This is a genomic window from Candidatus Tisiphia endosymbiont of Thecophora atra (assembly GCF_964026395.1).
Classification (GTDB): Bacteria; Pseudomonadota; Alphaproteobacteria; order Rickettsiales; family Rickettsiaceae; genus Tisiphia.
In genome coordinates, this window is record NZ_OZ032145.1 from 745,026 (window position 1) to 765,836 (window position 20,811).

The 20,811-nt window shown below is 32.1% G+C and carries 19 protein-coding genes and 2 tRNA genes; 15 read left to right on the forward strand and 6 right to left on the reverse strand.

The window, feature by feature from the left end:
• The 4 genes from AAGD45_RS03695 to AAGD45_RS03710 are packed head-to-tail and all read right to left on the reverse strand — an operon-like array spanning position 1 to position 3,610.
• The gene (locus AAGD45_RS03695; protein ID WP_341762053.1) at positions 1-1,068 is read right to left on the reverse strand and encodes a tetratricopeptide repeat protein; all 1,068 of its coding nucleotides are present in this window, start codon (positions 1,066-1,068) and stop codon (positions 1-3) included.
• A 4-nt stretch (positions 1,069-1,072) separates the two neighbouring features.
• On the reverse strand, positions 1,073-1,687 hold the full coding sequence (locus AAGD45_RS03700) for a hypothetical protein (protein ID WP_341762054.1): 615 nt from the start codon (positions 1,685-1,687) through the stop codon (positions 1,073-1,075).
• Positions 1,668-2,351, reverse strand: a complete 684-nt coding sequence (locus tag AAGD45_RS03705) for a uroporphyrinogen-III synthase (RefSeq protein WP_341762055.1) — start codon at positions 2,349-2,351, stop codon at positions 1,668-1,670. The genes AAGD45_RS03700 and AAGD45_RS03705 overlap by 20 nt, the downstream gene beginning before the upstream one ends.
• Positions 2,348-3,610 carry a pitrilysin family protein gene (locus AAGD45_RS03710; protein ID WP_341762056.1) on the reverse strand — a complete coding sequence of 421 codons (1,263 nt, stop codon included), beginning with the start codon at positions 3,608-3,610 and terminating at the stop codon, positions 2,348-2,350. Before AAGD45_RS03710 ends, AAGD45_RS03705 begins: the two co-directional genes overlap by 4 nt.
• A 1,004-nt stretch (positions 3,611-4,614) precedes the next feature.
• Here AAGD45_RS03710 and AAGD45_RS03715 point away from each other — a divergent pair.
• Together AAGD45_RS03715 and AAGD45_RS03720 are read left to right on the forward strand one after the other, a co-directional pair.
• Positions 4,615-5,208: an FAD/NAD(P)-binding protein gene (locus tag AAGD45_RS03715; RefSeq protein WP_341762057.1), complete on the forward strand. Its 594-nt coding sequence runs from the start codon at positions 4,615-4,617 to the stop codon at positions 5,206-5,208.
• An 18-nt stretch (positions 5,209-5,226) separates the two neighbouring features.
• Entirely contained in the window at positions 5,227-5,907 is a 681-nt protein-coding gene (locus AAGD45_RS03720; RefSeq protein WP_341762058.1) for a hypothetical protein, read from the forward strand.
• 53 nt (positions 5,908-5,960) lie between these two features.
• Here the strand turns inward: AAGD45_RS03720 and AAGD45_RS03725 are convergent, their stop codons facing one another.
• Entirely contained in the window at positions 5,961-6,494 is a 534-nt protein-coding gene (locus tag AAGD45_RS03725) for a DUF1543 domain-containing protein (RefSeq protein ID WP_341762059.1), read from the reverse strand.
• A 162-nt stretch (positions 6,495-6,656) separates the two neighbouring features.
• Between AAGD45_RS03725 and dapF the strand changes: the two genes are divergently transcribed.
• The 7 genes from dapF (at position 6,657) to AAGD45_RS03770 (ending at position 14,793) form a co-directional block, all read left to right on the forward strand.
• Positions 6,657-7,613 (forward strand): diaminopimelate epimerase, encoded by a 957-nt coding sequence (gene dapF, locus AAGD45_RS08710; RefSeq protein ID WP_410521074.1) that lies wholly within the window; start codon positions 6,657-6,659, stop codon positions 7,611-7,613.
• Positions 7,606-8,853, forward strand: coding sequence for a tRNA (N(6)-L-threonylcarbamoyladenosine(37)-C(2))-methylthiotransferase MtaB (gene mtaB, locus AAGD45_RS03745; RefSeq protein WP_410521075.1), 1,248 nt, complete (start codon positions 7,606-7,608; stop codon positions 8,851-8,853). Before dapF ends, mtaB begins: the two co-directional genes overlap by 8 nt.
• Complete coding sequence (locus AAGD45_RS03750) at positions 8,850-9,806, forward strand: NAD(P)H-dependent glycerol-3-phosphate dehydrogenase (protein ID WP_341762061.1); 957 nt, start codon at positions 8,850-8,852, stop codon at positions 9,804-9,806. The genes mtaB and AAGD45_RS03750 overlap by 4 nt, the downstream gene beginning before the upstream one ends.
• On the forward strand, positions 9,803-10,309 hold the full coding sequence (locus tag AAGD45_RS03755) for a hypothetical protein (protein ID WP_341762062.1): 507 nt from the start codon (positions 9,803-9,805) through the stop codon (positions 10,307-10,309). The genes AAGD45_RS03750 and AAGD45_RS03755 overlap by 4 nt, the downstream gene beginning before the upstream one ends.
• Positions 10,299-12,095 carry a penicillin-binding protein 2 gene (mrdA, locus tag AAGD45_RS03760; RefSeq protein WP_341762063.1) on the forward strand — a complete coding sequence of 599 codons (1,797 nt, stop codon included), beginning with the start codon at positions 10,299-10,301 and terminating at the stop codon, positions 12,093-12,095. Before AAGD45_RS03755 ends, mrdA begins: the two co-directional genes overlap by 11 nt.
• A gap of 367 nt (positions 12,096-12,462) precedes the next feature.
• Positions 12,463-13,920, forward strand: coding sequence for an NADH-quinone oxidoreductase subunit NuoN (gene nuoN / locus AAGD45_RS03765; RefSeq protein ID WP_341762064.1), 1,458 nt, complete (start codon positions 12,463-12,465; stop codon positions 13,918-13,920).
• Between the two features lie 132 nt (positions 13,921-14,052).
• Positions 14,053-14,793: a biotin--[acetyl-CoA-carboxylase] ligase gene (locus AAGD45_RS03770; protein ID WP_341762065.1), complete on the forward strand. Its 741-nt coding sequence runs from the start codon at positions 14,053-14,055 to the stop codon at positions 14,791-14,793.
• A 246-nt stretch (positions 14,794-15,039) separates the two neighbouring features.
• On the opposite strand, the gene AAGD45_RS03775 is transcribed toward AAGD45_RS03770, so the two are convergent.
• Positions 15,040-15,768 (reverse strand): 3-deoxy-manno-octulosonate cytidylyltransferase, encoded by a 729-nt coding sequence (locus AAGD45_RS03775; RefSeq protein ID WP_341762066.1) that lies wholly within the window; start codon positions 15,766-15,768, stop codon positions 15,040-15,042.
• A gap of 160 nt (positions 15,769-15,928) precedes the next feature.
• Between AAGD45_RS03775 and AAGD45_RS03780 the strand changes: the two genes are divergently transcribed.
• The 6 genes from AAGD45_RS03780 (at position 15,929) to AAGD45_RS03810 (ending at position 20,792) form a co-directional block, all read left to right on the forward strand.
• Positions 15,929-16,004, forward strand: a tRNA-Lys gene (locus AAGD45_RS03780).
• 125 nt (positions 16,005-16,129) lie between these two features.
• Positions 16,130-16,206, forward strand: a tRNA-Ile gene (locus tag AAGD45_RS03785).
• Between the two features lie 16 nt (positions 16,207-16,222).
• A complete protein-coding gene (locus AAGD45_RS03790; protein ID WP_341762067.1) occupies positions 16,223-17,587 on the forward strand; it encodes a hypothetical protein in 1,365 nt (454 codons plus the stop codon).
• Between the two features lie 23 nt (positions 17,588-17,610).
• Entirely contained in the window at positions 17,611-18,183 is a 573-nt protein-coding gene (folE, locus tag AAGD45_RS03795) for a GTP cyclohydrolase I FolE (RefSeq protein ID WP_341762203.1), read from the forward strand.
• 15 nt (positions 18,184-18,198) lie between these two features.
• Positions 18,199-19,515: a proline--tRNA ligase gene (proS, locus tag AAGD45_RS03800; protein WP_341762068.1), complete on the forward strand. Its 1,317-nt coding sequence runs from the start codon at positions 18,199-18,201 to the stop codon at positions 19,513-19,515.
• Positions 19,516-19,925: 410 nt separating this feature from the next.
• Positions 19,926-20,792 carry a CPBP family intramembrane glutamic endopeptidase gene (locus tag AAGD45_RS03810; RefSeq protein ID WP_341762069.1) on the forward strand — a complete coding sequence of 289 codons (867 nt, stop codon included), beginning with the start codon at positions 19,926-19,928 and terminating at the stop codon, positions 20,790-20,792.
• Positions 20,793-20,811: the final 19 nt, after the last annotated feature.

Genomic DNA, 20,811 nt, shown 5'->3' on the forward strand with positions numbered 1-20,811 from the left:
TCAAATATCATGAAAAGCTAATAGTTCAGGTTCATTTTTAAGATTTTTAATCTTTTCCGGTAAGCCTAAATAAGCGGCTATAGCTAAAAATAGCCCTAAATATTGTTTAGGGTTTACTAACATTACTAGATCTTCATAAATTCTTAAAGGGGGTACAGAAGAAAATTGCTTATATAATTCTACAATTTCAAAAGAAGGGTTATTTGCGAAGGCAGCTTTTAATATTTCAATGTTTTTATTATTCCAGCTAGAAGAATTTAGAGGTAGATAGAGATTTAGTGCGGAGATATGTGAAGGTATAAGTTTAATAGCTGATTCTAAATAATGGATAGCATCTTTTGTCTCATTAGCTTCTAGCATATTTTTGGCAGCGTCAACATAATAATCAGCTATTTTGTTCTTTATAGACTCTAGTTTTTGTGCGTCAACTCTGTTAAGTTTGGATACCACAAAGATAAATTTTGTCCACAGAGAAAGTTTAGCATAACAATCAAGTAAAATTTCTAAAGTTTCACTATCAAATTCATTTAGGTTAAATGATCTAACAGCATAATTCTCAGCTGTTTCATACATATTATTTTGATAAAATATTTGTGCAAGTCTTTTGGTAACAAAGGCACTATAATGTTTAGATTGCTCTAATTCCTGAAAATATTTTATTCTTATTGAAGTATCTAATTCTGCTTCTGCTAAAAGTAAAGTATGAAATACCTTGTTTTCTTTAGTTAAACGATGAGCTATTTTTTGACTAGTTGCTACTGACTTTGATTTTTCACCAGCAATATATTCTGCCATAGCCTTCATCAGTAGGTAATTATCAGTAGTAGCTCTTTTGGAAAAGAAAATATCTTTTAAATTAGCAGGTAGGTCAATAATTAGAAATATTATTTTTAAAAAAATAGCACTAAAAAGTGTAAATAATATATATAAAATAATGAAAGTAAAAAAGGAGGTTTCTATATAATAATCATATAAATTTAAGGTTAAGGTTGAGTCAAGCTGATTTAAGACAGAAAAGCCTAAATATAATAACAAAAATGTAATACAAATTATTAATAATCTTATCATTATTTTACTCTACAAATTCTTGTTGTAATTCTTCTGAATAAAAGAAATTAATAAAAAAATCTAGATTGCCTATTATTCTCAACTTTAGTTTTTCTTTATCTTTGGTAAAACTAGATTTTCTTTCAATCTTAATAAATTTCTCGATCCAACAATTTGCTTTTGGAAATATCTTGATTAAACCTAAACTATTATTAAGTAAATAATTTTCATTATAATTATGTAGGTCTAGCAAAATATTTTTTATTTTTGTAGGTAACTTTACAGTTTCAATTTGACGAATTTGCTGTGTATAATCTTTATCTTGTAAAAAATTCATCACTAAAAGATTAACGCTAAGTAAATAAATGGTATAATTAGGGGGGGGCTTAGATGATTCGGGTTGGTGGTTTAATGAGACTTCTTCTTGTTTTGGACTATTATCTTCTTGAATTACATCATGTTCTGACATATTTTCTGTTTTAAAAATAGTTGTATTATTGGGTAATTCAGAATCGACCTTTTTATTATTGAAAAAAGTCATGTAACCTATTGATATGGCAAATAACACAATTAGAATAATTGTGAGAATAATAGAATTATTACTACGAACTTTTATTATATTAGTTTCTGATTTTTGCATTATAAATTAATAACTCTAACATTTGTTGCGGCTGTCCATTATCACAATAAACCACATTTTTGGCAAAATATCTAATAATATTTGCCACTTTTTCACTTATAGTAATTACTAAACTATTATCTAGTAGTTTTAGCAAATTATTTTTTATTAATAATTCAATAAAAGTCTTAGTGCTGTTCTGTGAATATAGTAAAATAAAATTGATGCCCTTTTCAATCTCTGCTATTTGGTATAGCTGGGTCGCGTATTTTACCTGATAAATAATGTGTCTTTTTATTTTTTGGGGCAAATCTTGAGTAATTTCATTTGACGATAAATATATGGTTTGCTCATATATTTCTTGAGGGATGTTTTCTAGTAGGTCTTGAATATTTGTAGCAACATATCGTACTACAAAATTTTTTTGTTCTAGAATTAACTTTGATGAATTGCCGACTATCCATACATTCTTTTGTTCTATCTCTTGATGTCCAGCAAGGATTCTAGCAGCAACTTTACTGGTGACAATTATATTAACATAATTATGCAAAATAGTGCTATTTAATGGCAAAGCTTGATATTCCACTAAAGGAGAACAGATATATTTAAAACTACAATTTTTCTCCAATTCTCTAATGATTTCATCATTATCCTCTAAACTTCTAGTTAATAGCACCGATTTCATAGAGCTAGCTTATGGCATAATTCTTGATAATCTATGGCAAGTGGTTTAGGACCAATAATAGATAAAGTAGGTTTTGTAACAAATATTTTGTTAGCAATATTTATTATATCTTGTTTTGTTATATTCATAATATATTCAATAGTTTGTTCAGTAGGTATATATTTGCCAAAAACAGCAAAATTCTTACCAATTTCTTCTGATTTATAAGAAGATTCTTCTTGAGCTATATAGATACTAGTTTTTAGTTGTACTTTAGCCCTATCAATTTCTGAGTCTTTGATGTCTGTAGAAATTTTTTTTATTTCATTAATTAATTGTTCTGCAAGGAATGGTAGTTTATCGTGATTAGTGGAGGCATATATGCCAAAAATCCCACTATCATAGTAGGAGTTATTATAGCTACCAATTGAATAAACCAGTCCAAGTTTTTCCCTGATTTGTTGAAATAATCTTGATGACATACCACTGCCAAATATTAGTGAAAGAACTTGCGTATGATATAATTGTTGTATGTTAAAATACGGCACACTTTCGAAACCTAGAACTAGGGTAGTTTGCTCAAGGTCTTTGGTGATAAAGCTATGTCCCCCTGTATATCTAACTTTCTCAAAATGACTATTTTGTTTATTTTTTAATGAACAAAATAATTTTTTGGCAAATTCTACAACTTGCTCATGGGAAATATTTCCTGCTACTGATAAGTAAATATTTTCGGCATTATAATGTTTGTCAACGTAATTACTAAAATGTTCTCTGTCAAATTTAGCTAAACTGTCGTGAGTTCCTAGAATTGACCTGCCAAGTGCTTGATTCTCATAAGCACTACTATAAAATTTTTCGTGGATAAGTTCATCAGGGTTATCTTGAACATGAGCAATTTCTTGTAGAATCACCTGATATTCTTTGGCTATTTCTTCCTTTGAAAAAACTGAATTTTGTATGATATCCGCCAGTATTTCTAAAGCTTTATAGCAGTTTTCATTCAATATTTTTGAATAATAAACAGTTTGTTCATGTGAGGTATATGCATTAAAATGTCCTCCTATAGAGTCAAATTCTTCAGCAATTTGTTTAGCAGACCTAGTTGTTGTGCCTTTAAATGCCATATGTTCAAGAAAATGGGATATGCCTATTTCTGAAGATTGTTCATAGCGGCTACCTACATTGACAATGACATTAATAGCTACAGAATTTACATTAGACATATTATAGGTAAGAATAGTTAGACCATTTTTAAGTTTGCTTGAGTTAAAAGTCATTTTATACTGCTCGTAAATGAAGAGTTGATAGACGATAGAATCAAAATCATGATAGTAGCAGGAGTCAAAGGGTCGAGGAGCGGAGCGTACATTTAGTACGTGAGCACCGAAGAACCCTGAAGACGACAACGCAATTCTTGATTTTCATCGAGTATATCACTTATTTAGATTCCAATGACCTTAAAATAACTCTTTACAACTAGTTATGCAAGGAGTCATTTCCTATCAAAACAAAGTATATGACCTTAATTCTTAAATTAAGGTCATTGTTGGTAATAAGTTATAAACCTCCTTTTTTAACCATGTTACTTACTAATTGCACATAACAAATTTTTCTTTTTATATATTAAATTTAGTTGATCCTATTATTAGGATATATTATTATAATATAACATATTAATAAAGTATTGATGAAATGACTGATCTGAATATTTTAAGAATAACAGTAATTTTCTATCATGTAGGTCTTATACTAGAGGGAATACAGGAAAAATAGACTGTAGAAGTATTAGAGTTGGAAAAAAGTAGAGAGAATCAAATTAAATTGTTTAAATCATATTATTAAAGCAATTATGTAATAAAAATTACAATTTTTAACAAACTGCTTCTCATTTTGTATGGTTAGGACGAATTGAAGCTGAATTAAATATTATTAATGAAAAATAAAGTTATAACTATAAGAAATACAATTTGTAGACCTCATTTATTTATACCTAATATACCTTTAGTTAAAGTATAGCAGTCATCTGATGTTATTTTATAATGTATTCACTAAATCAATCCAAAGTAGAATACAATGGATTGTTATTACCGTATTAATTACTATATTATCTAGCTGTGGATCAATAAATAATAGAAAGTACAATATCGCACTTATTACATCCAACATTAGATTAATCTACGAAAAATACCCGTCTTTACGCACAAACTCAAATCCAAATGTAATTAAGCAAATTGCAGCAAGTATACTTAGTCATAACCAAACACATGATTTAATAAATTTTATGTTATATAATAATAGCTTATTTCAAAAAATACGTTTACTTTTGGTTAAGGAATTGGCACAAAATAAGGTTATTGGGCATGCTGTAGTTTCCGGTCAATCTATAACTGGAATGATTGCGGCTGCAATCCTTGCACATTCGGGATATAGAGTGGATGTGTATGACATTAGAGAACGATATACAAGGAATATTCAATGGTCCGCTAGACAATCTTTGATTGATGAATTAGCATCAATAGACCCAGAGTTATCTAACAGGTTTCTTAGGCACGTAGGAACTCCACTATATAGAGGCTCTATTCACTTAAAACCAAACGGAATACGTAAATACTCCAAGCACAACGGTCCAAAACTAGGAAATCCAGTAAAAATTCCACTGAATAGTACTGAAATGGTAAATAACCCATCCGTTGTAAACATGGAAGCCAAAGTATTTGAAAAGATGCTAAAAGAATATTTAAAAACTTTACCAAGGGTACAGCATCATATTGGTAGTATCAACCTCAAAAGGTGTCATAATAAAAATTATTATTGTATTGTACAAAACAACAAGCAAGATATAATTCCAAATATAATAATAATTGCAGAAGGTTGAAATAGCAAAACGCGTAGTATGTTGGGAATAAAGTCTATGCCAAGTTCTCCTGCAAGATTACAAATAGCTGGTAGCATTTATATAGACGGAGGGGGTGTTATGGTAAAGCATTGGAGAAATGAATATGGTGAGACTTTACTTACTGGTCTTATGGGAAGAAAAGGTGCTGGAAAAACATGGATGGTTGCTGACGTACAAATTACTCCAAACTCTAAATACGGATTAGATATATACTCTAGAATTTACAATGAAGAAAAGCAACGTCTTATTCATAGAGAATTTCGAAGATTAATATCTGAGTCAATGGAATTACCAATTAAAATAGTACAAAATATTAAGATTGAAGGTGCAATTGAGGGTGTTTCAATATCTCCTTTTACTTTACAACAACGGATTTCCACAAGAGCGTATGCTGGTAATAATGTTATCCTACTAGGAGATGCGGTTGGCAATAGTCATTGGAGTGTTGGAGGAGGTATGCAAATTGGGGCGGTTAGTCATGCTGAAAGACTAAAAACCTTGCTTCTTGATATTGATTTGGGTATACCTAGAGAAAAAGCTTTGCAAGGATATTCCAATGCTGTATTAAATGATACTAAAGTATGGGCAGAAATTGGTTTAGCTGATTTTTATCCAAGTTTAGACAAGGAGTTTATAAAACACGCTTATAACAACAGTATAGCAATGGAGAAGCGGTAGAATAACAAAACTACACTTTATATAATTAAGTGTTAGTAAACAACAATAACTATTTATTTGAGCTGCTGATAACCATTGATTATACTTAACTTCTTTTTTATGCCAGTATATTCAAGTGCAATATGGTAATTATCAACTTCAGTAATTCTAATGCATTCATCTATATCATAGATATTGTCAGTATGTAACATTTTTGTATCCTTAGACACTTTTCTTCTTGCTTGTTCAATGGCTTGACTTCTCGATTGTGCAACAACAAAAGTGATAAAATGATTTTCTCCAAATAAGTTTTTCTTATAAGAACCAAGGTTAACAAAATATAAATGATTGGTACTAGATTGAGGTTTTATTTCCGTAATTTTAACATCAAAACCGTTAAGACTAGCTAGTATGAACCAAGAATCAACATGTAGAGATGTTTTTATACCACACCATTTGCTTTTAATTTTTTGAGAAATTTCAATATCAGATTTCCCAACTGCAAATACAACATCATGCATTTCTATATTACAACCTTCAACTTTTCCTCCTAAATAGAAAACACATAACATAGGTGAGTCAAATACAAATTTTTGCAAATAAGGCATATAAAGCTCTTTTAATTTTTGGCTAATTCAATGATATATTTTTAATAGTTATTAGTTAGTTGTTAATATCATTATAGACATGACACTAACAAGGGGTCTATTATTTTTTACATAAATTTCATATATTTGGTATAATAACCTCAAACAACTAAAGATATTTCTGTGTCCCAAAAAATCAATTTCGCTAAAATGCATGGATTAGGTAACGATTTTGTGATTATCAACCAGCGTGATTTACCTAAAAATTGTGATTTGCAACAATTATCTCTAAAGATTGCCAATCGCCATATTGGTATTGGTTGTGATCAGTTTATTATTTATGATAAAAAACCAAATTACTATGAGATGATTATATATAACCAAGATGGATCAAGTGCCAAATTATGTGGTAATGCTTCAAGATGTCTTGCCAAGCTGGTATATCTTGATTTAGGGATAAAGGAAATCACTTTGAGGATAGACCCCTTACATCATTCTACTTCTGCTGGTAATTTGTGTGTCGATCCGGTACTCGAATCCTCACGTACACTAGAGTACGCTCCGATTCTCCGTTCCGTGTCTCCTACAAATTCCTCAGCAGAAGCGAATCCTGCAAGAGGTCTAATATATGGAAAAGAATTATCTTGTAAGATACTGAATGAGCACGAGATTGAAGTAGATAGTGGGATAGTTAGTTTCGAGGAAGATTGGATGCCTTCATCCGAAAAAATTTGGCCGGTTGTAGAGCGTTATATGATCGACATCAAGGAAGTTATCTGTGCCGATATTGGTAATCCACATTTTGTTATTTTTAGTGATCTCGCTATTGAAGATAAAGAAATAATAGGAGAGAAATTACAGGAAAAAGAATTATTTGCTGATGGTGTTAACGTTAATTTTGCTTCAATCAAGGATAATAAAATTTATTTATCGGTTTGGGAAAGAGGTACAGGCTTAACTCTTGCTTGTGGTAGTGGAGCATGTGCTAGTTTTGCTTCTGCGGTCAAGCTAGGATTTATTAGCTCTCCTTGTCAAGTAGTATTTCAATTGGGTAGTCTACAAATGTCAAAGCAAGGTGAGAATATAATAATGACTGGTCCTGCTACTTTAGTTTCACGTGGGGAGTTTTTTTATGACTAAATCACAAGAAGTTGTAACTTTTGGCTGCAGATTAAATATTTATGAAAGTGAAGTGATCAAAAATAATCTAGCTCTTTCTGGTCTTGAGAATGTCATAGTATTTAATACTTGTGCGGTTACTAAGGAAGCTGAAAAACAATCACGTCAAGCAATTCGTAAGGCTAAAAGAAATAATCCTGATGTAAGAATTATTGTTACTGGTTGTGCTGCTCAGAATAACCCAGCTATTTTTGCTAATATGGTTGAGGTTGATAAAGTACTTGGTAATGAAGAAAAATTGATAGCTGCCCATTATCAATTTACCGAAGAAAAAGTGGTGGTAAATGATATAATGTCGGTTACTGAAACTGCTAATCATATGGTGAGTAGTTTTGATGGTAGGTCTCGTGCCTTCATTCAGGTGCAAAATGGTTGTAATCATCGTTGTACATTTTGTATGATACCTTATGGTAGAGGTAATAGTAGGTCAGTACCGATGGGTGTTATAGTACGACAGTTAAGGGCATTAGTAGAAAATGGTTACAATGAAATAGTATTTACAGGTGTTGATGTGACGGCTTATGGACCAGATTTGCCAGGAGCTCCAACTTTTGCTCAGATGATTAGACGAATTATTGGCTTGGTTCCAGAACTAAAGAGGCTTAGATTATCTTCAATTGATGTAGCTGAGATCGATGACGATTTGTTCGATCTTATGGCTTATATACCAAAGATTATGCCGCATTTTCATATTAGTTTACAAGCTGGTGATGATATGATACTTAAGCGTATGAAACGTCGCCATAATCGTCAAAATATTATTGATTTTTGTCATAAGTTGCGTAATTTAAGACCAAATGTATCATTTGGTGCAGACATTATAGCTGGTTTTCCGACGGAAACTGATGCAATGTTTGATAATACAAAAAGACTGATTTTTGAGGCAGATTTACAATATTTACACGTTTTCCCATATTCTGAACGTGATGAAACTCCGGCTGCAAGAATGCCGCAAATAGCAAAATCGATTAGAAAAGCAAGAGCAGAAATTCTAAGAACTGCCGGGGAACAACAATTACAAAAATTTTTCCAAAGGAATATAGGGCAGGAAGTAGAGCTACTTGTAGAACAAAATAACATAGCTCATACAGAAAATTTTATTCCGGTAAAGCTTGAAGGTAATTTTGATGTAGGACAAATTGTTAAGGCTCGGCTAGTTGCTATAGAAGATAATCATATGATTTCAGAAATTTTGGTATGAAAAAATTTAAAAATATTGCTGTTTATGGTGGCGGTAGTTGGGGAACTGCACTAGCCTGTCAGGTGGCAAGGTGCTATGATGCTGCTCCCATATTTTTACGTGATAATAATATTGTTGAAGAAATAAAAAATAGTAAAACCAATAGCAAATATTTGGGTAGTGATGTTACATTACCAAGTAATATAGTGCCTTGTAGTGAGTTGGCAGCTATTTTAGATCAAGAAGTAATAATTATTGCTGTACCATCTTTTGCTTTTCATGATACTCTGAATATATTAAAAGATACTGGGATATCTAAGGATGTGGCGTTATTAGTTGCAACTAAGGGCTTTTCTAGAGATCCTACAGAACTACTATCCGATAAAGTAAAAAAGATATTACCAAATAATCCATTGGCGTTTATCGCTGGACCTAACCTAGCTAAAGAAGTTGCCCAAAATTTATTAAGTTCGGTAACTATTGCTTCTGTAGACATTGACCTTGCAAGAAGATTGGCAATTAGTTTAATATCACAACAATTTAAGGTTACTATAACTGACTATGTGGTAGCAATGCAAGTGGCATCTGCTGTTAAAAATATTGTAGCGATAAAAAGTGGGTGGTATGAGGCAAAAGGTTATGGACAGAATGCTAAAGCAGGTCTGATAACGGGGGGGCTTCAAGAAATAAAAATTTTATCTGAGGCTATTGACGGAGAATTAGAGGATAGCTCTATTTTATATGCTCCAGGCGTATTAGGGGATTTGGTGCTAACTTGTTACTCTAAAGAATCACGAAATAGTAGATTTGGTTATGAATTAGGGAAGCATTCAGATGTTAATAAATTTTTAAATGAAAATTTATACTTAGTGGAGGGTCGAGAATCTGCTAAACTGGTATTGGATCTCATAAGAAAATATGATCTAACATTACCGATTATTTCATCAGTAATTAAAGAACTAAAATTAGTATGAAGTTTTTTGGCAATTTATTACAAATATTTGGTAAAATAATATTATTAGAATTATGTTTGTTATTATTAATTTTTCCGTTAGAAAATTTTAGAATTAATGGAGAATCTATTATTTTCCCAGCTTTTGAAGTTAGTTTACTCTACTATTTTTCCACATTTTATCATATTGGTTTTTGGCTAATATTTTTAGCAGGAATAATTTTTGACCAGTTATATTCCATGCCAATTGGTACAAATTCTTTGGTTCTGATAATTGCTCACATAATTTTAGAATTCACAGGAAAATTTTTTGTACTTAGAAGTTATTTAACAAATTTTATCGTCTTTTGTTTCTATTATTTCTTTATATTACATTTTAGATATTTGCTCATTTTAAGCAAAGGCTTATCTTCGGAGGGGTATTTTATGATGTTAATGCAGTATCTAACTACTATATTCTCATATAATTTGCTACGAATTCCACTTGATAAAGCATTAGAATATTTTAGAAAACATGCTAAATAGTAAAATATTATATAGCCAGTTAATATCAAGAAGGGCTTTTCTCATAGGTTCAGGAAAACTGACATTGCTTTCGTTATTGGCTGGAAGAATGTTTTTTATGGAGTTGCTTGAAAATGATAAATATCGTACTTTATCTGATAAAAATCGTATAAGTTTTATTCTAATTCCACCTTTTAGAGGGCAAATTTATGATATCAACGGTAACATTATGGCTACAAACCAAACTTGTTTTAGGTTGTTACTTGACATACATAATGGCGATGATTACAAAAACGAATTAGCTCTAGTTGCCAATATCCTAGAATTATCCGAAGAAGAACAAAATTACATTAAGCAAAAAATAAAAAAAGCCAATAAACATATTCCTTTGGTTATACTAGATAATCTTAGCTGGCAACAAATGTCACTTATTGAAGAACAAAAGTTAAATTTAAGTTCTATTTTTGTAGATGCTAGTTATGCAAGATTTTACCATTTTTCAGAAGCGACTTGTCATGTGATAGGGTACACTGGACAGATTAATGAGCAAGAAAAACAAGATTTACAAATTAACAATTTAGGGGATTTTAATATTGGAAAATTTGGTGTAGAAAAATATTATGAAGACAAGTTACGTGGGAAATTTGGTTATAAGCAGATAGAAGTAAATGCTTTGGGCAAACAAGTAAGAGAAATCACCAATATTCAAAGCCAGCAAGGTGAGGACTTACATCTAAATATTGACGTGGAACTACAACAAAGAGTGCAGCCATACTTAAATAAACAAGGTTGCTCTGCAATAGTTATCGATACCACTAATGGTAATGTGCTAGTGCTGGCTATGTCACCAGTATTTGAGGCTAATAATTTTATAAAATTATCCCAAGATTACTGGCAAAGTTTAGTCAATGATCCCTATAAGCCGTTGATTAATAAGACCATACAAAGTACTTACCCACCTGGATCTATTTTTAAAATTATTACAATTTTAGCTGGATTAGAGAATGGCATTAAACCGACTAAAACTGTTAATTGTACTGGGGCTTCAGTATTAGGTAATAATAGCGCTAGGTGCTGGAATCGTCATGGCCATGGTATCGTTGATATGTATAATGCTATCAAATATTCTTGTAATTCTTATATGTATGAAATAGCTCGCTTAATAGGTCATAAAAGAATATTAGATATGGCAAGAAATTTTGGTTTTGGTACAAAAACTGGCATTGATTTAACCGGAGAAGCATCAGGTTTTGTTCCTTCAGAAGAGTGGAAAATGAAAAAATTTAACTCTAAATGGACGATTGGTGATACTCTTAATTTATCGATAGGGCAGGGGTTCTTATCAGCTACTCCAATCCAGTTAGCTAGATTTGTAACGGCAATTGCCAATAATGGGAAATTGTATAATCCTAAAATTGCTAAAGATATATCAGTAAAAGATGGGTCAGTATTTGATCAGGTTAATATAAATCAACAATATCTAGATATTTTAAAAGAAGGCATGTATAGAGCAGTTAATACGCAAGGTGGGACTGCCTATTATAGTAGAATTTTGACAGAAGGGCATCAATTAGCTGGTAAAACAGGTACGGCACAAGTGCAATCAAAGGCTAATATCAATGATGATTTAAATAGAGAGTCAATTGCTTGGGAAAGGCGTAACCACGCTATATTCGCTGGGTTTGCTCCTTACCTACAACCTCGTTACTCTATTTTAGTTTTTGTAGATCATGGTGGAGGCGGGGGTAGGGCAGCAGCCCCTATAGCTAGTAAGATTATGGCTATGGTACTTGATAAATATAGCTAACCCGTTAAGGTTCTAGATAGCCCCTCCGTCATTGCACATAGGCGTCAACTTAAGAGCGTAATGGTTGAACATGTATAAACAAATTAAACACAGCCGTCATAGCAAGGCTCGTTAGATGCCGTGGCGATCTAGATAAACAGCGAAGCTGTTTTTTAGAGTAACGCTTCGCGTATCTTAGATTGCCGCGTCGCCGCTTGCAGCGGCTTCTCGCAATGACGGTTTTTTGGCTAAAACCTTTCCAGTTTAGCTATAATATCAAGAACTTACTCGGGAGCTATATAATTGAATATTTTTTACTATTCGTACTTAGTGCTAGCGATTTTATAGTATATATTAGCATTTATATAAAAACTTAGAAACTTGCAATATGACAGACCCAATTTTTAAACAATTTGTAATTATTTTACCTGAGATAATGCTGACCTTACTAGCTTTGTTTACTCAAACATATGCAGTGTTATTTAGTACAAAAACTAAAACCATTAGCAATACTCAGATATTACTATCGGCAATATTACTTATTGTTGCTTTTCAACAGTTGCAGTACCTTGCTTTACAAGGTTCAGATAATGATGTAATAGCTTTTCATAATTCTTTTGTTGTTAATCATTTTACTGTTGCTTTTAAATTCTTTGTTTTATTATTTTCAATAATGACTATGATGATTTATCAGGCATATTGTAAAATCACTAAGGAGGAGTTTAAAACAGAATTTATAACCTTAGTGCTGCTTTCTACTGTTGCTATTTGTATTACTATATCAGCCCGTAATTTTTTACTTTTATTTGTTGCTATGGAGTTACAGGCACTGGTAGCCTATGTATTAGCTGGCTTTAATCTGAATAATATTAAAGCATCAGAAGGAGCGTTAAAATATTTTATCCTTGGGTCTTTGATTAGCTGCCTAACGTTATTTGGCATTTCCTTTATTTATGGATTTGGTGGTAGTTTAGATTATAGTAATATTTTTGAGAAATTGAATCATTCACCACAGCCAAATATTGGTTTAATAGTGGGCTTAGTGCTTTTTTTAAGTGGTATCTTATTTAAATTATCAGCTGCTCCTTTGCATAGTTGGACGCTAGATGTATATGAAGGGTCTCCCATTCCTTCAATTACCTATTTCTCTGCTGCCACAAAAATTGGTAATGTGGTGGTATTATTAAATATAATGACTATGGTAATTGGAGATTATAAGCAAATTTCAGTTGATCTAATAAAAATCACTGCGATTTTGTCTATGCTTATTGGGGCAGCTGGTGCTATTAGACAAACCTCCCTCAAAAGGCTAATGGGTTACAGCACTATTCTAAATATTGGCTATGTGTTAATGGCTATTTCTTTTCATACTCCTTACGGTGATAGAGTAGCATTACTATATATGGTTATTTATGCTGCTTCTGTCACTGGCTTTTTTGCTTGCCTAATTAATCTGCTAGGTAAAAAATCAGATTCGGCAACTTTTGATGATATTAAAGGTCTTGCTTCTACCCGTAAGGCGTTAGCTGCTGGGATTGCGATTATCATGTTCTCTATGATAGGCATTCCACCACTGGCAGGATTTCTTGCGAAATACAGCGTTTTCTATCAGGCTATTATAGAGAAACAATTTACTCTAGCATTTATAGCTATTGGCACAAGTGTTGTAGCGGCTTATTATTACCTGAAAATAGTTAAGTTTATGTATTTTTTTGAGGCGGATAAAAGTTTGAAACGAGTTTTAGTACCAACACCTAAGAGCTTAAAATTTATATGCTATTTGATTATTGGAGTTTTATTGCTACTGTGTGTTTTTATCCAGCCATTTGCTGATATACTCAAATGATTTGAAGAATTGGATTTGAAAATGAATGGTGAGCAAGCGGAGCGTACATTAGTACGTTAGCATGCGAATCCATGATATTTTCAAAAAACAATTCTTCAAATCATTTGAGTATACTATGGATGGTTTATAGCTATGTCGTGGCAGGAAAAATATAATCTACTAATTTTTGATGAGATAGATAGTACCAGTTCTGAAGCTATTAGGATGGCTAAGGATTGTCCTGATAAAAATTATGTAATATTGGCAAAAAATCAGACAAAATCGCGTGGAAGAAATAGTAGAATTTGGCATTCTAGTCTAGGGAATTTGCATGTTAGTATATTATTAAATCATAAGATTAATCTTAGCTATATTCCGCAATTATCTTTTGTTATGGCTATTGTTGTTTATAAAACTATCAATTCTTTGACCACTAGATCAGAAAATTCTATTAAATTAAAATGGCCCAATGATGTTTTGATAAATGACAAGAAAGTATCGGGTGTATTGCTTGAGTCTATTAGTATAAATGATAATAATTATCTCATTATAGGTGTTGGCATAAACGTTAAGAGAAGTCCTTTAAATATTGATCAATTGGCAACCAATTTATCCGATGAGAGTATAGAAGTAAAAGATCTAGAATATTTATTAGAGCTTCTCATGATTAACTTTGAAAAATATTTTAATAGATGGAAACAAGAAGGGTTCAGTAAAATAAGACAATATTGGCTTAAAAGAGCTTATAAGTTAGGTAAGATGGTTACTGTAAATGATGGAAACACAAAAATTTCAGGAATTTTTAAAGACATAGATGAGAATGGGAGCATAAGGATTCAGCTTGCCTCAGGGCAGGTTTGTTGCATTAATTATGCTACGGAAATAATTTATTAACTGAACCTCAGTTCGATATAAGAATTAATAATTCTTATATCGATACTTGCTTTGTTATAAGGAAAAATGCACTCTTGAAGCGGTTGCATTTTAACTTTTTTCATCATTCAATATGTGATTTTAATTATTAAAATCACATATTGAATGGAGTATTATATTTTAACAATCAGGTGTAGAACCGCTTCAAACCTGATTGTTTCTATATATAATACTGAATTCGATGTAACTTGTTACATCGAATTCAGGTTAACTGATATTTTTTTGATAAAACTCTATAGCCTTGTTTAAATCCTCTATTGTATCAACAGAGATAGGAATATTGTTAACATAACATACCCCTATGGACATGTTATTTTGTAATGCTCTTAGTTGTTCAAGTTTTTCGCTTAATTCTAAAGTTGAAACAGGTAAGTTTATGAATTTAGTTAATGCTTCTTTGCGAAACCCATACATTCCTACATGATATAGAAATTCTTCTGCACCGTGTGGAATGAGATTACGAGAAAAATACAAAGCCTTATCATTATGGTCAGTAATAACTTTGACATTACTATGACCATTTACGGCATCTATACCAACTTTTACTACTGGGGTCATAATATCATGGCTACTGGACTTTAGGCTTTCAATAACTTTGATAATTGATTCCGGTTCAACAAAAGGCATATCACCCTGTACATTCAGGATATAATTAATATGGTGATTGTTAGGGATTAGCTGAAATGCTTCGTATACACGTTCGGTACCAGTTTGACATTCTTGGTTTGTCATAATAAATTGTCCACCGCAATCAGTAACTTTTTTAGCTATAGTTTCTGAATCAGTTGCCACATAAATATTTTTTAGTTTGGTTAAATATACTTGCCTAAGAACACGCTCAATTATTGAGGTTCCCCCTACAAGTTGTAGAGGTTTTTTGGGAAGTCTTACTGAATCAAGTCTTGAAGGGATAATAATTGCAACATCAGAATGCATAAGTTACCATATGACTATATTTACTAAAATTTAAGTGTTGACAACACAAAATAATTGTTGACAACATAACCTTTTTAAACGATAAAGTAAAGCTTATTATATATGGCTCTTAAGCATGGACTCCCGCTTTTTGCGAGGAATAACATTGAGAGCGTATTTAGGGCTCGTAGCTCAGTTGGTAGAGCACTTGACTTTTAATCAGGTTGTCCCGGGTTCGAATCCCGGCGAGCCCACCACTTTAGGGTACTTAAAACCATAAACATATTCGCGTATGTTGGGTTTATAATCCCAAGTGAAGCCAGCTAAAAAAGTATATCTGATGCATGACACTGCTAACACTTGAAATGCTAAGGGTATTAATGGGTTTGTAGCTCAGCTGGTTAGAGCACACGCCTGATAAGCGTGAGGTCGGAAGTTCAAGTCTTCTCAAACCCACCATTCGTAAGTATTCTTTATGAATCTTGAGAATATAATTCCACAATTAAGCCGTAATAAGTTAGCTATTTACTGGCTTGGAAATGGTATATTTTCGCTTGCTCTTGCTGGGGTGTATTCAATAATATTGGTAATGCTCCGCACTCCAATGTTAATTAACTTGTTTTCAAATACAGAAATTTTTCGTTCAGCTTTGGTTAGTCATGTTAATTTATCAATCCTAGTTTGGTTGATGTCAGTTACAGCATGTGTTTGGAGCTATAATTTAGAGTCGACTACTTTCAGCATAACATGTGTAATAATAGCATTTATTTCTACTGCACTAATAGCTTTATCACCATTTTGTGGTCAAAATTTTCCTGTAATGAACAATTACATACCAATGTTGGAGAATATAATATTTATTCTCGGAATTAGTTTGTTTGGTGTATCTGTATTGTTATTTGCCTTATATCCATTATGGAACTGTTGCAAAATATCTTACTTTAACTCCCTCATTAATTTTACTATCCTTTCTACCGTAATAATGTGGGTGTTAGTATGGGTATGTTTTATTTGGTCTTATTGCCAATTACAAGAAATTATTAAACTTGTACCAGTCGATATAGAATTTTACTATGAATTGCTTTTTTGGAGCGGCGGGCATTTATTACAATTTATTTACACGCAAATTTTGATATTAGTAATGACAGTGTTATTCCATGCTTGGATAGGTAAAGAATTAAGATTTAAAAAGCTGTACCTTGCACTATTATATTTAAATTTTATTATAAGTATTGCAGCTATTAGTGGACACTTATTATATGATATTATAGATGCTGAATTCAAAGAATATTACACTAAACAAATGAAATATGGAGGAGGAATAGCACCGGTTTTATCTTTGATAGTAATGTTTTATGAGCTAAAATGGTTTCATTCCCACGAAAGCGGAAATTACATAAAGGGAAGCAAAGACATCAGGGAAGTGCAAATGAGTTTGGTGAAGACAATCATAATTTGCTCCAGTATATTATTTCTGTCCGGGGGATTTATTGGTATATTAATTACAGGTATGAATGTTACTATTCCTGCACACTATCACGGTTCAATTGTTGGGATTAGTGTAGCTTTTATGGGTTTCTGCTTTCTTCTATGTGACGATAAACAGCAGAAGAACTCATATTTCACAACAGCAATTATAACGATAACTATAGGGCAGATGTTACATATTATAGCTCTGCTCTTTGCTGGTGGGTATGGAGTACTACGAAAAACACCTTGGGTAGAAATGCCGGTTACCAATAAGTTACTGATGGGCATCATGGGTGGTGGAGGTGGGATTGCTATTGTTGGTGGCTTGATGTTTGTTATTATTTGTGGTAGAAGGATGTTATTTAAATAATTAGTATAATAAAAATAATGGACTTGCAAAAACCTACTGTAGAAGAAGCCAAAGAGGCAGTTAAAACTTTATTACGATTTATTGGTGAAGATCCAAATAGGGAAGGACTACTAAAAACTCCTGATAGAGTAATAAAAACTTACCAAGAAGTGTTTTCTGGGTATGATAGAGATGTGGAAGAAATATTAACGACTAAATTTTACGATACTTGTAACTTTCAGGATTTCATAGTGCTAAAAGACATACATTTTAATTCATTTTGTGAACATCATATGTTACCGATAACTGGTACGGTAAATATAGCTTATATACCTGATAATTGTATAATAGGTATCAGCAAGCTCGCTAGGATAGTTGATGTTTTTGCTAGGAGACTACAGATTCAAGAAAAGATGACTGTACAAATTGCTGAAACATTACAGAAATATATTAAGCCCCTAGGTGTTGCGGTTAAGATTTCTGCATTACATAGCTGTATGACCCTTAGAGGAGTTATGCAAAATGATAGTATTATGAATACTATGCATTATACAGGTATATATATAGAGCAGCAGAAATATCGCCACGAATTCCTAAATATTATTTCCAAAAAATAATCCAAGGTAAACTTTATGTTACTATCAAAATATTTTTTACCTGTGCTGAAGGAAGAGCCAGTGGAGGCACAAGTGGTTTCTCATCGGTTGATGCTTAGAAGCGGTATGATAAGACAGCAATCTGCTGGGATTTATAGCTGGTTGCCGATAGGCTTAAAAGTCCTTAAAAATGTTGAAAATATCGTTCGACTTAATATGAACAAGGTAGGGGCTATTGAAATATTAATGCCTTGTGTTCAACCAGCATCTTTATGGGTGGAATCTGGAAGATTGGAGAATTATGGCAAAGAAATGCTAAAATTCCAAGATCGCCATGATAATACGTTATTGTTTGGGCCTACTAATGAAGACATGGTTACTGATATTTTTAGAAATAATATTCAGTCCTATAAGGATTTGCCAAAAAACTTATATCATATTCAATGGAAATTTAGGGATGAAATTAGACCTCGCTTTGGGGTTATGCGTGGTAGAGAATTCTTAATGAAAGATGCATATACTTTTGATATAGATCAAATAAGTGCTGTAAAAAACTATAATCAAATGTATCTAGCCTATATGCAAACATTTCGTGATATGGGTTTAACTGTAATCCCAGTACTTGCTGATAATGGTCCAATTGGTGGCAATTTAAGCCACGAGTTCCATATTCTTGCTGATAATGGTGAGAGTACAATTTTTTATGATAAAAAATTCCTATCTTTAACAGATCAGGAAAGTTTAGATATTGAAAAATTACAAACCTTATATGCGGCAGCAGAAGAAAAACATGATCCTGATAAATGCTTGTTATCAGAATATGATCTTGCTAGTAGTAAGAGTATTGAAGTTGGGCATATTTTTTATATTGGCACAAAATATGCCAAAGCCATGAATGCTTTAGTAAATAGTAATAATGGTAATCTTGTGCCAGTGGAAATGAGTTCTTACGGTATTGGTATTTCAAGGCTTTTAGCTGGCATAATCGAATCAAGTCACGATGATAAAGGGATTATATGGCCTACAAATATTGCTCCTTTTCTAGTATCACTAATAAATTTGAACATACTTGATAGCAAATGCAATGAACTATCACAAAATCTATATGATAAACTAACAGCAAATAATATAGAAGTGTTATACGACGATACTAGTGAACGAGCTGGTAGCAAATTTGCCACTCATGATCTTATAGGATCACCATACCAAATAATCATTGGTCCTAAAAAAGCTGGCAACAATGTGGTCGAACTAAAAGATCGTAGGACTGGAGAAATAGAAGAATTAGCTGTGACTAATGTTGTTGATAGAATAGATATCTTTCGAAACTCGCTTATGCTAGGAAATTTGTAGGAGACACTTCACCTCGAACCGCAGTGTACTTAAATGTACGTGAGGAGCAGAGTACCGGTATCACGCACAAATTACCAGCAGAAGTAGAGTTTCGAAAGATATCTAATATTGGGTAGTTTAAAAGTCGTATATAGTCAACGTCATTGCGAGGAGCAACTTTCAGGGTAATTTAAAAGTCGGGCTGCAAGCCTAATAGATAAAGGAAAAAGTGCTTAATATGCACTCGATGTCATTCCCGCGTAGGCGGGAATCTAAAAAAATAAGCCTGAAAGACTATTAAGTAATATAGATCCCTGCCTTCGCAGGGATGACATCGGTAGTGGTTAAACTTGCATCTGTAGCAACTAGTGATTGTGACTTTTAAATTACCCTGGCAACTTTAGTGGCGACAAAGCAATTAGAGATAAAATATGTGGCTAAAATATCTTACATATATAATATTATTAATTAGTGTTTTATCATTATGGCTTCCTGTTAAAGGAAAATTTAAACTATGGCAGTTATTTCTATCTATTTCTCTAATACTATCCTTTGTCAGTAATATAGCTAACCTGATTGCTATTTTAACAATTTTGTTGTTTTTTTATTTAGTAGTTTTATATCATAAATCTTCTACTAAATGGAAATATGCATTATGGAGCTTAGTGTTCGTACTCGGGTTAATTTTAGAGCTTCATCTAATTCCAGGATTTGATAATTTATTAGTTTTAGATAAAATACAATTCACTCCGGATGCTTTGCCGTTCACACTATATTTAAACTTAGATAAAACAATTGTAGGATTAATTATTATAGGTTTAACTTTAGATTTAGATTTAGCATCTACTCGTGGCGAATGGAAAATATTACTCTTACAAGTTTTTTATAGATTACCAATTGTTATATTAGCAATAGTAGTGTTATCTATTGCATTTGGGTACATCAAATTTGCACCCAAAATACCACAGAATTTATGGATATGGATAATCAATAATTTATTTTTCACATGTGTTGCTGAGGAAGGGTTATTTAGAGGATTTTTCCAGGAATCATTAAATCAGTTAAAATATAAATATTCTGAAAATATAGCAATACTAATACCTGCAGTTTTCTTTGGGGTAATGCACTATCCAGGAGGATTAAAATATGTAATTCTAGCCACAATAGCTGGAGCTTTATATGGTTGGATATATAAAGTAACGAAAAGAATTGAAGCAAGCGTACTTGCTCATTTTATGCTTAATTTAACCCATATTTTATTTTTTACTTATCCAGCTGTTAATAAGCTTTGCAACTGACACAGACAGAATACTGGAT

Excerpts from the sequence above, each read along its gene's own strand:
- AAGD45_RS03695 (WP_341762053.1), bottom strand. The coding sequence starts at position 1,068 with ATGATAAGATTATTAATAATTTGTATTACATTTTTGTTATTATATTTA.
- AAGD45_RS03700 (WP_341762054.1), bottom strand. The coding sequence starts at position 1,687 with ATGCAAAAATCAGAAACTAATATAATAAAAGTTCGTAGTAATAATTCT.
- AAGD45_RS03705 (WP_341762055.1), bottom strand. The coding sequence starts at position 2,351 with ATGAAATCGGTGCTATTAACTAGAAGTTTAGAGGATAATGATGAAATC.
- AAGD45_RS03710 (WP_341762056.1), bottom strand. The coding sequence starts at position 3,610 with ATGACTTTTAACTCAAGCAAACTTAAAAATGGTCTAACTATTCTTACC.
- AAGD45_RS03715 (WP_341762057.1), top strand. The coding sequence starts at position 4,615 with ATGTTATATAATAATAGCTTATTTCAAAAAATACGTTTACTTTTGGTT.
- AAGD45_RS03720 (WP_341762058.1), top strand. The coding sequence starts at position 5,227 with ATGTTGGGAATAAAGTCTATGCCAAGTTCTCCTGCAAGATTACAAATA.
- AAGD45_RS03725 (WP_341762059.1), bottom strand. The coding sequence starts at position 6,494 with ATGCCTTATTTGCAAAAATTTGTATTTGACTCACCTATGTTATGTGTT.
- mtaB (WP_410521075.1), top strand. The coding sequence starts at position 7,606 with ATGACTAAATCACAAGAAGTTGTAACTTTTGGCTGCAGATTAAATATT.
- AAGD45_RS03750 (WP_341762061.1), top strand. The coding sequence starts at position 8,850 with ATGAAAAAATTTAAAAATATTGCTGTTTATGGTGGCGGTAGTTGGGGA.
- AAGD45_RS03755 (WP_341762062.1), top strand. The coding sequence starts at position 9,803 with ATGAAGTTTTTTGGCAATTTATTACAAATATTTGGTAAAATAATATTA.
- mrdA (WP_341762063.1), top strand. The coding sequence starts at position 10,299 with ATGCTAAATAGTAAAATATTATATAGCCAGTTAATATCAAGAAGGGCT.
- nuoN (WP_341762064.1), top strand. The coding sequence starts at position 12,463 with ATGACAGACCCAATTTTTAAACAATTTGTAATTATTTTACCTGAGATA.
- AAGD45_RS03770 (WP_341762065.1), top strand. The coding sequence starts at position 14,053 with ATGTCGTGGCAGGAAAAATATAATCTACTAATTTTTGATGAGATAGAT.
- AAGD45_RS03775 (WP_341762066.1), bottom strand. The coding sequence starts at position 15,768 with ATGCATTCTGATGTTGCAATTATTATCCCTTCAAGACTTGATTCAGTA.
- AAGD45_RS03790 (WP_341762067.1), top strand. The coding sequence starts at position 16,223 with ATGAATCTTGAGAATATAATTCCACAATTAAGCCGTAATAAGTTAGCT.
- proS (WP_341762068.1), top strand. The coding sequence starts at position 18,199 with ATGTTACTATCAAAATATTTTTTACCTGTGCTGAAGGAAGAGCCAGTG.
- AAGD45_RS03810 (WP_341762069.1), top strand. The coding sequence starts at position 19,926 with ATGTGGCTAAAATATCTTACATATATAATATTATTAATTAGTGTTTTA.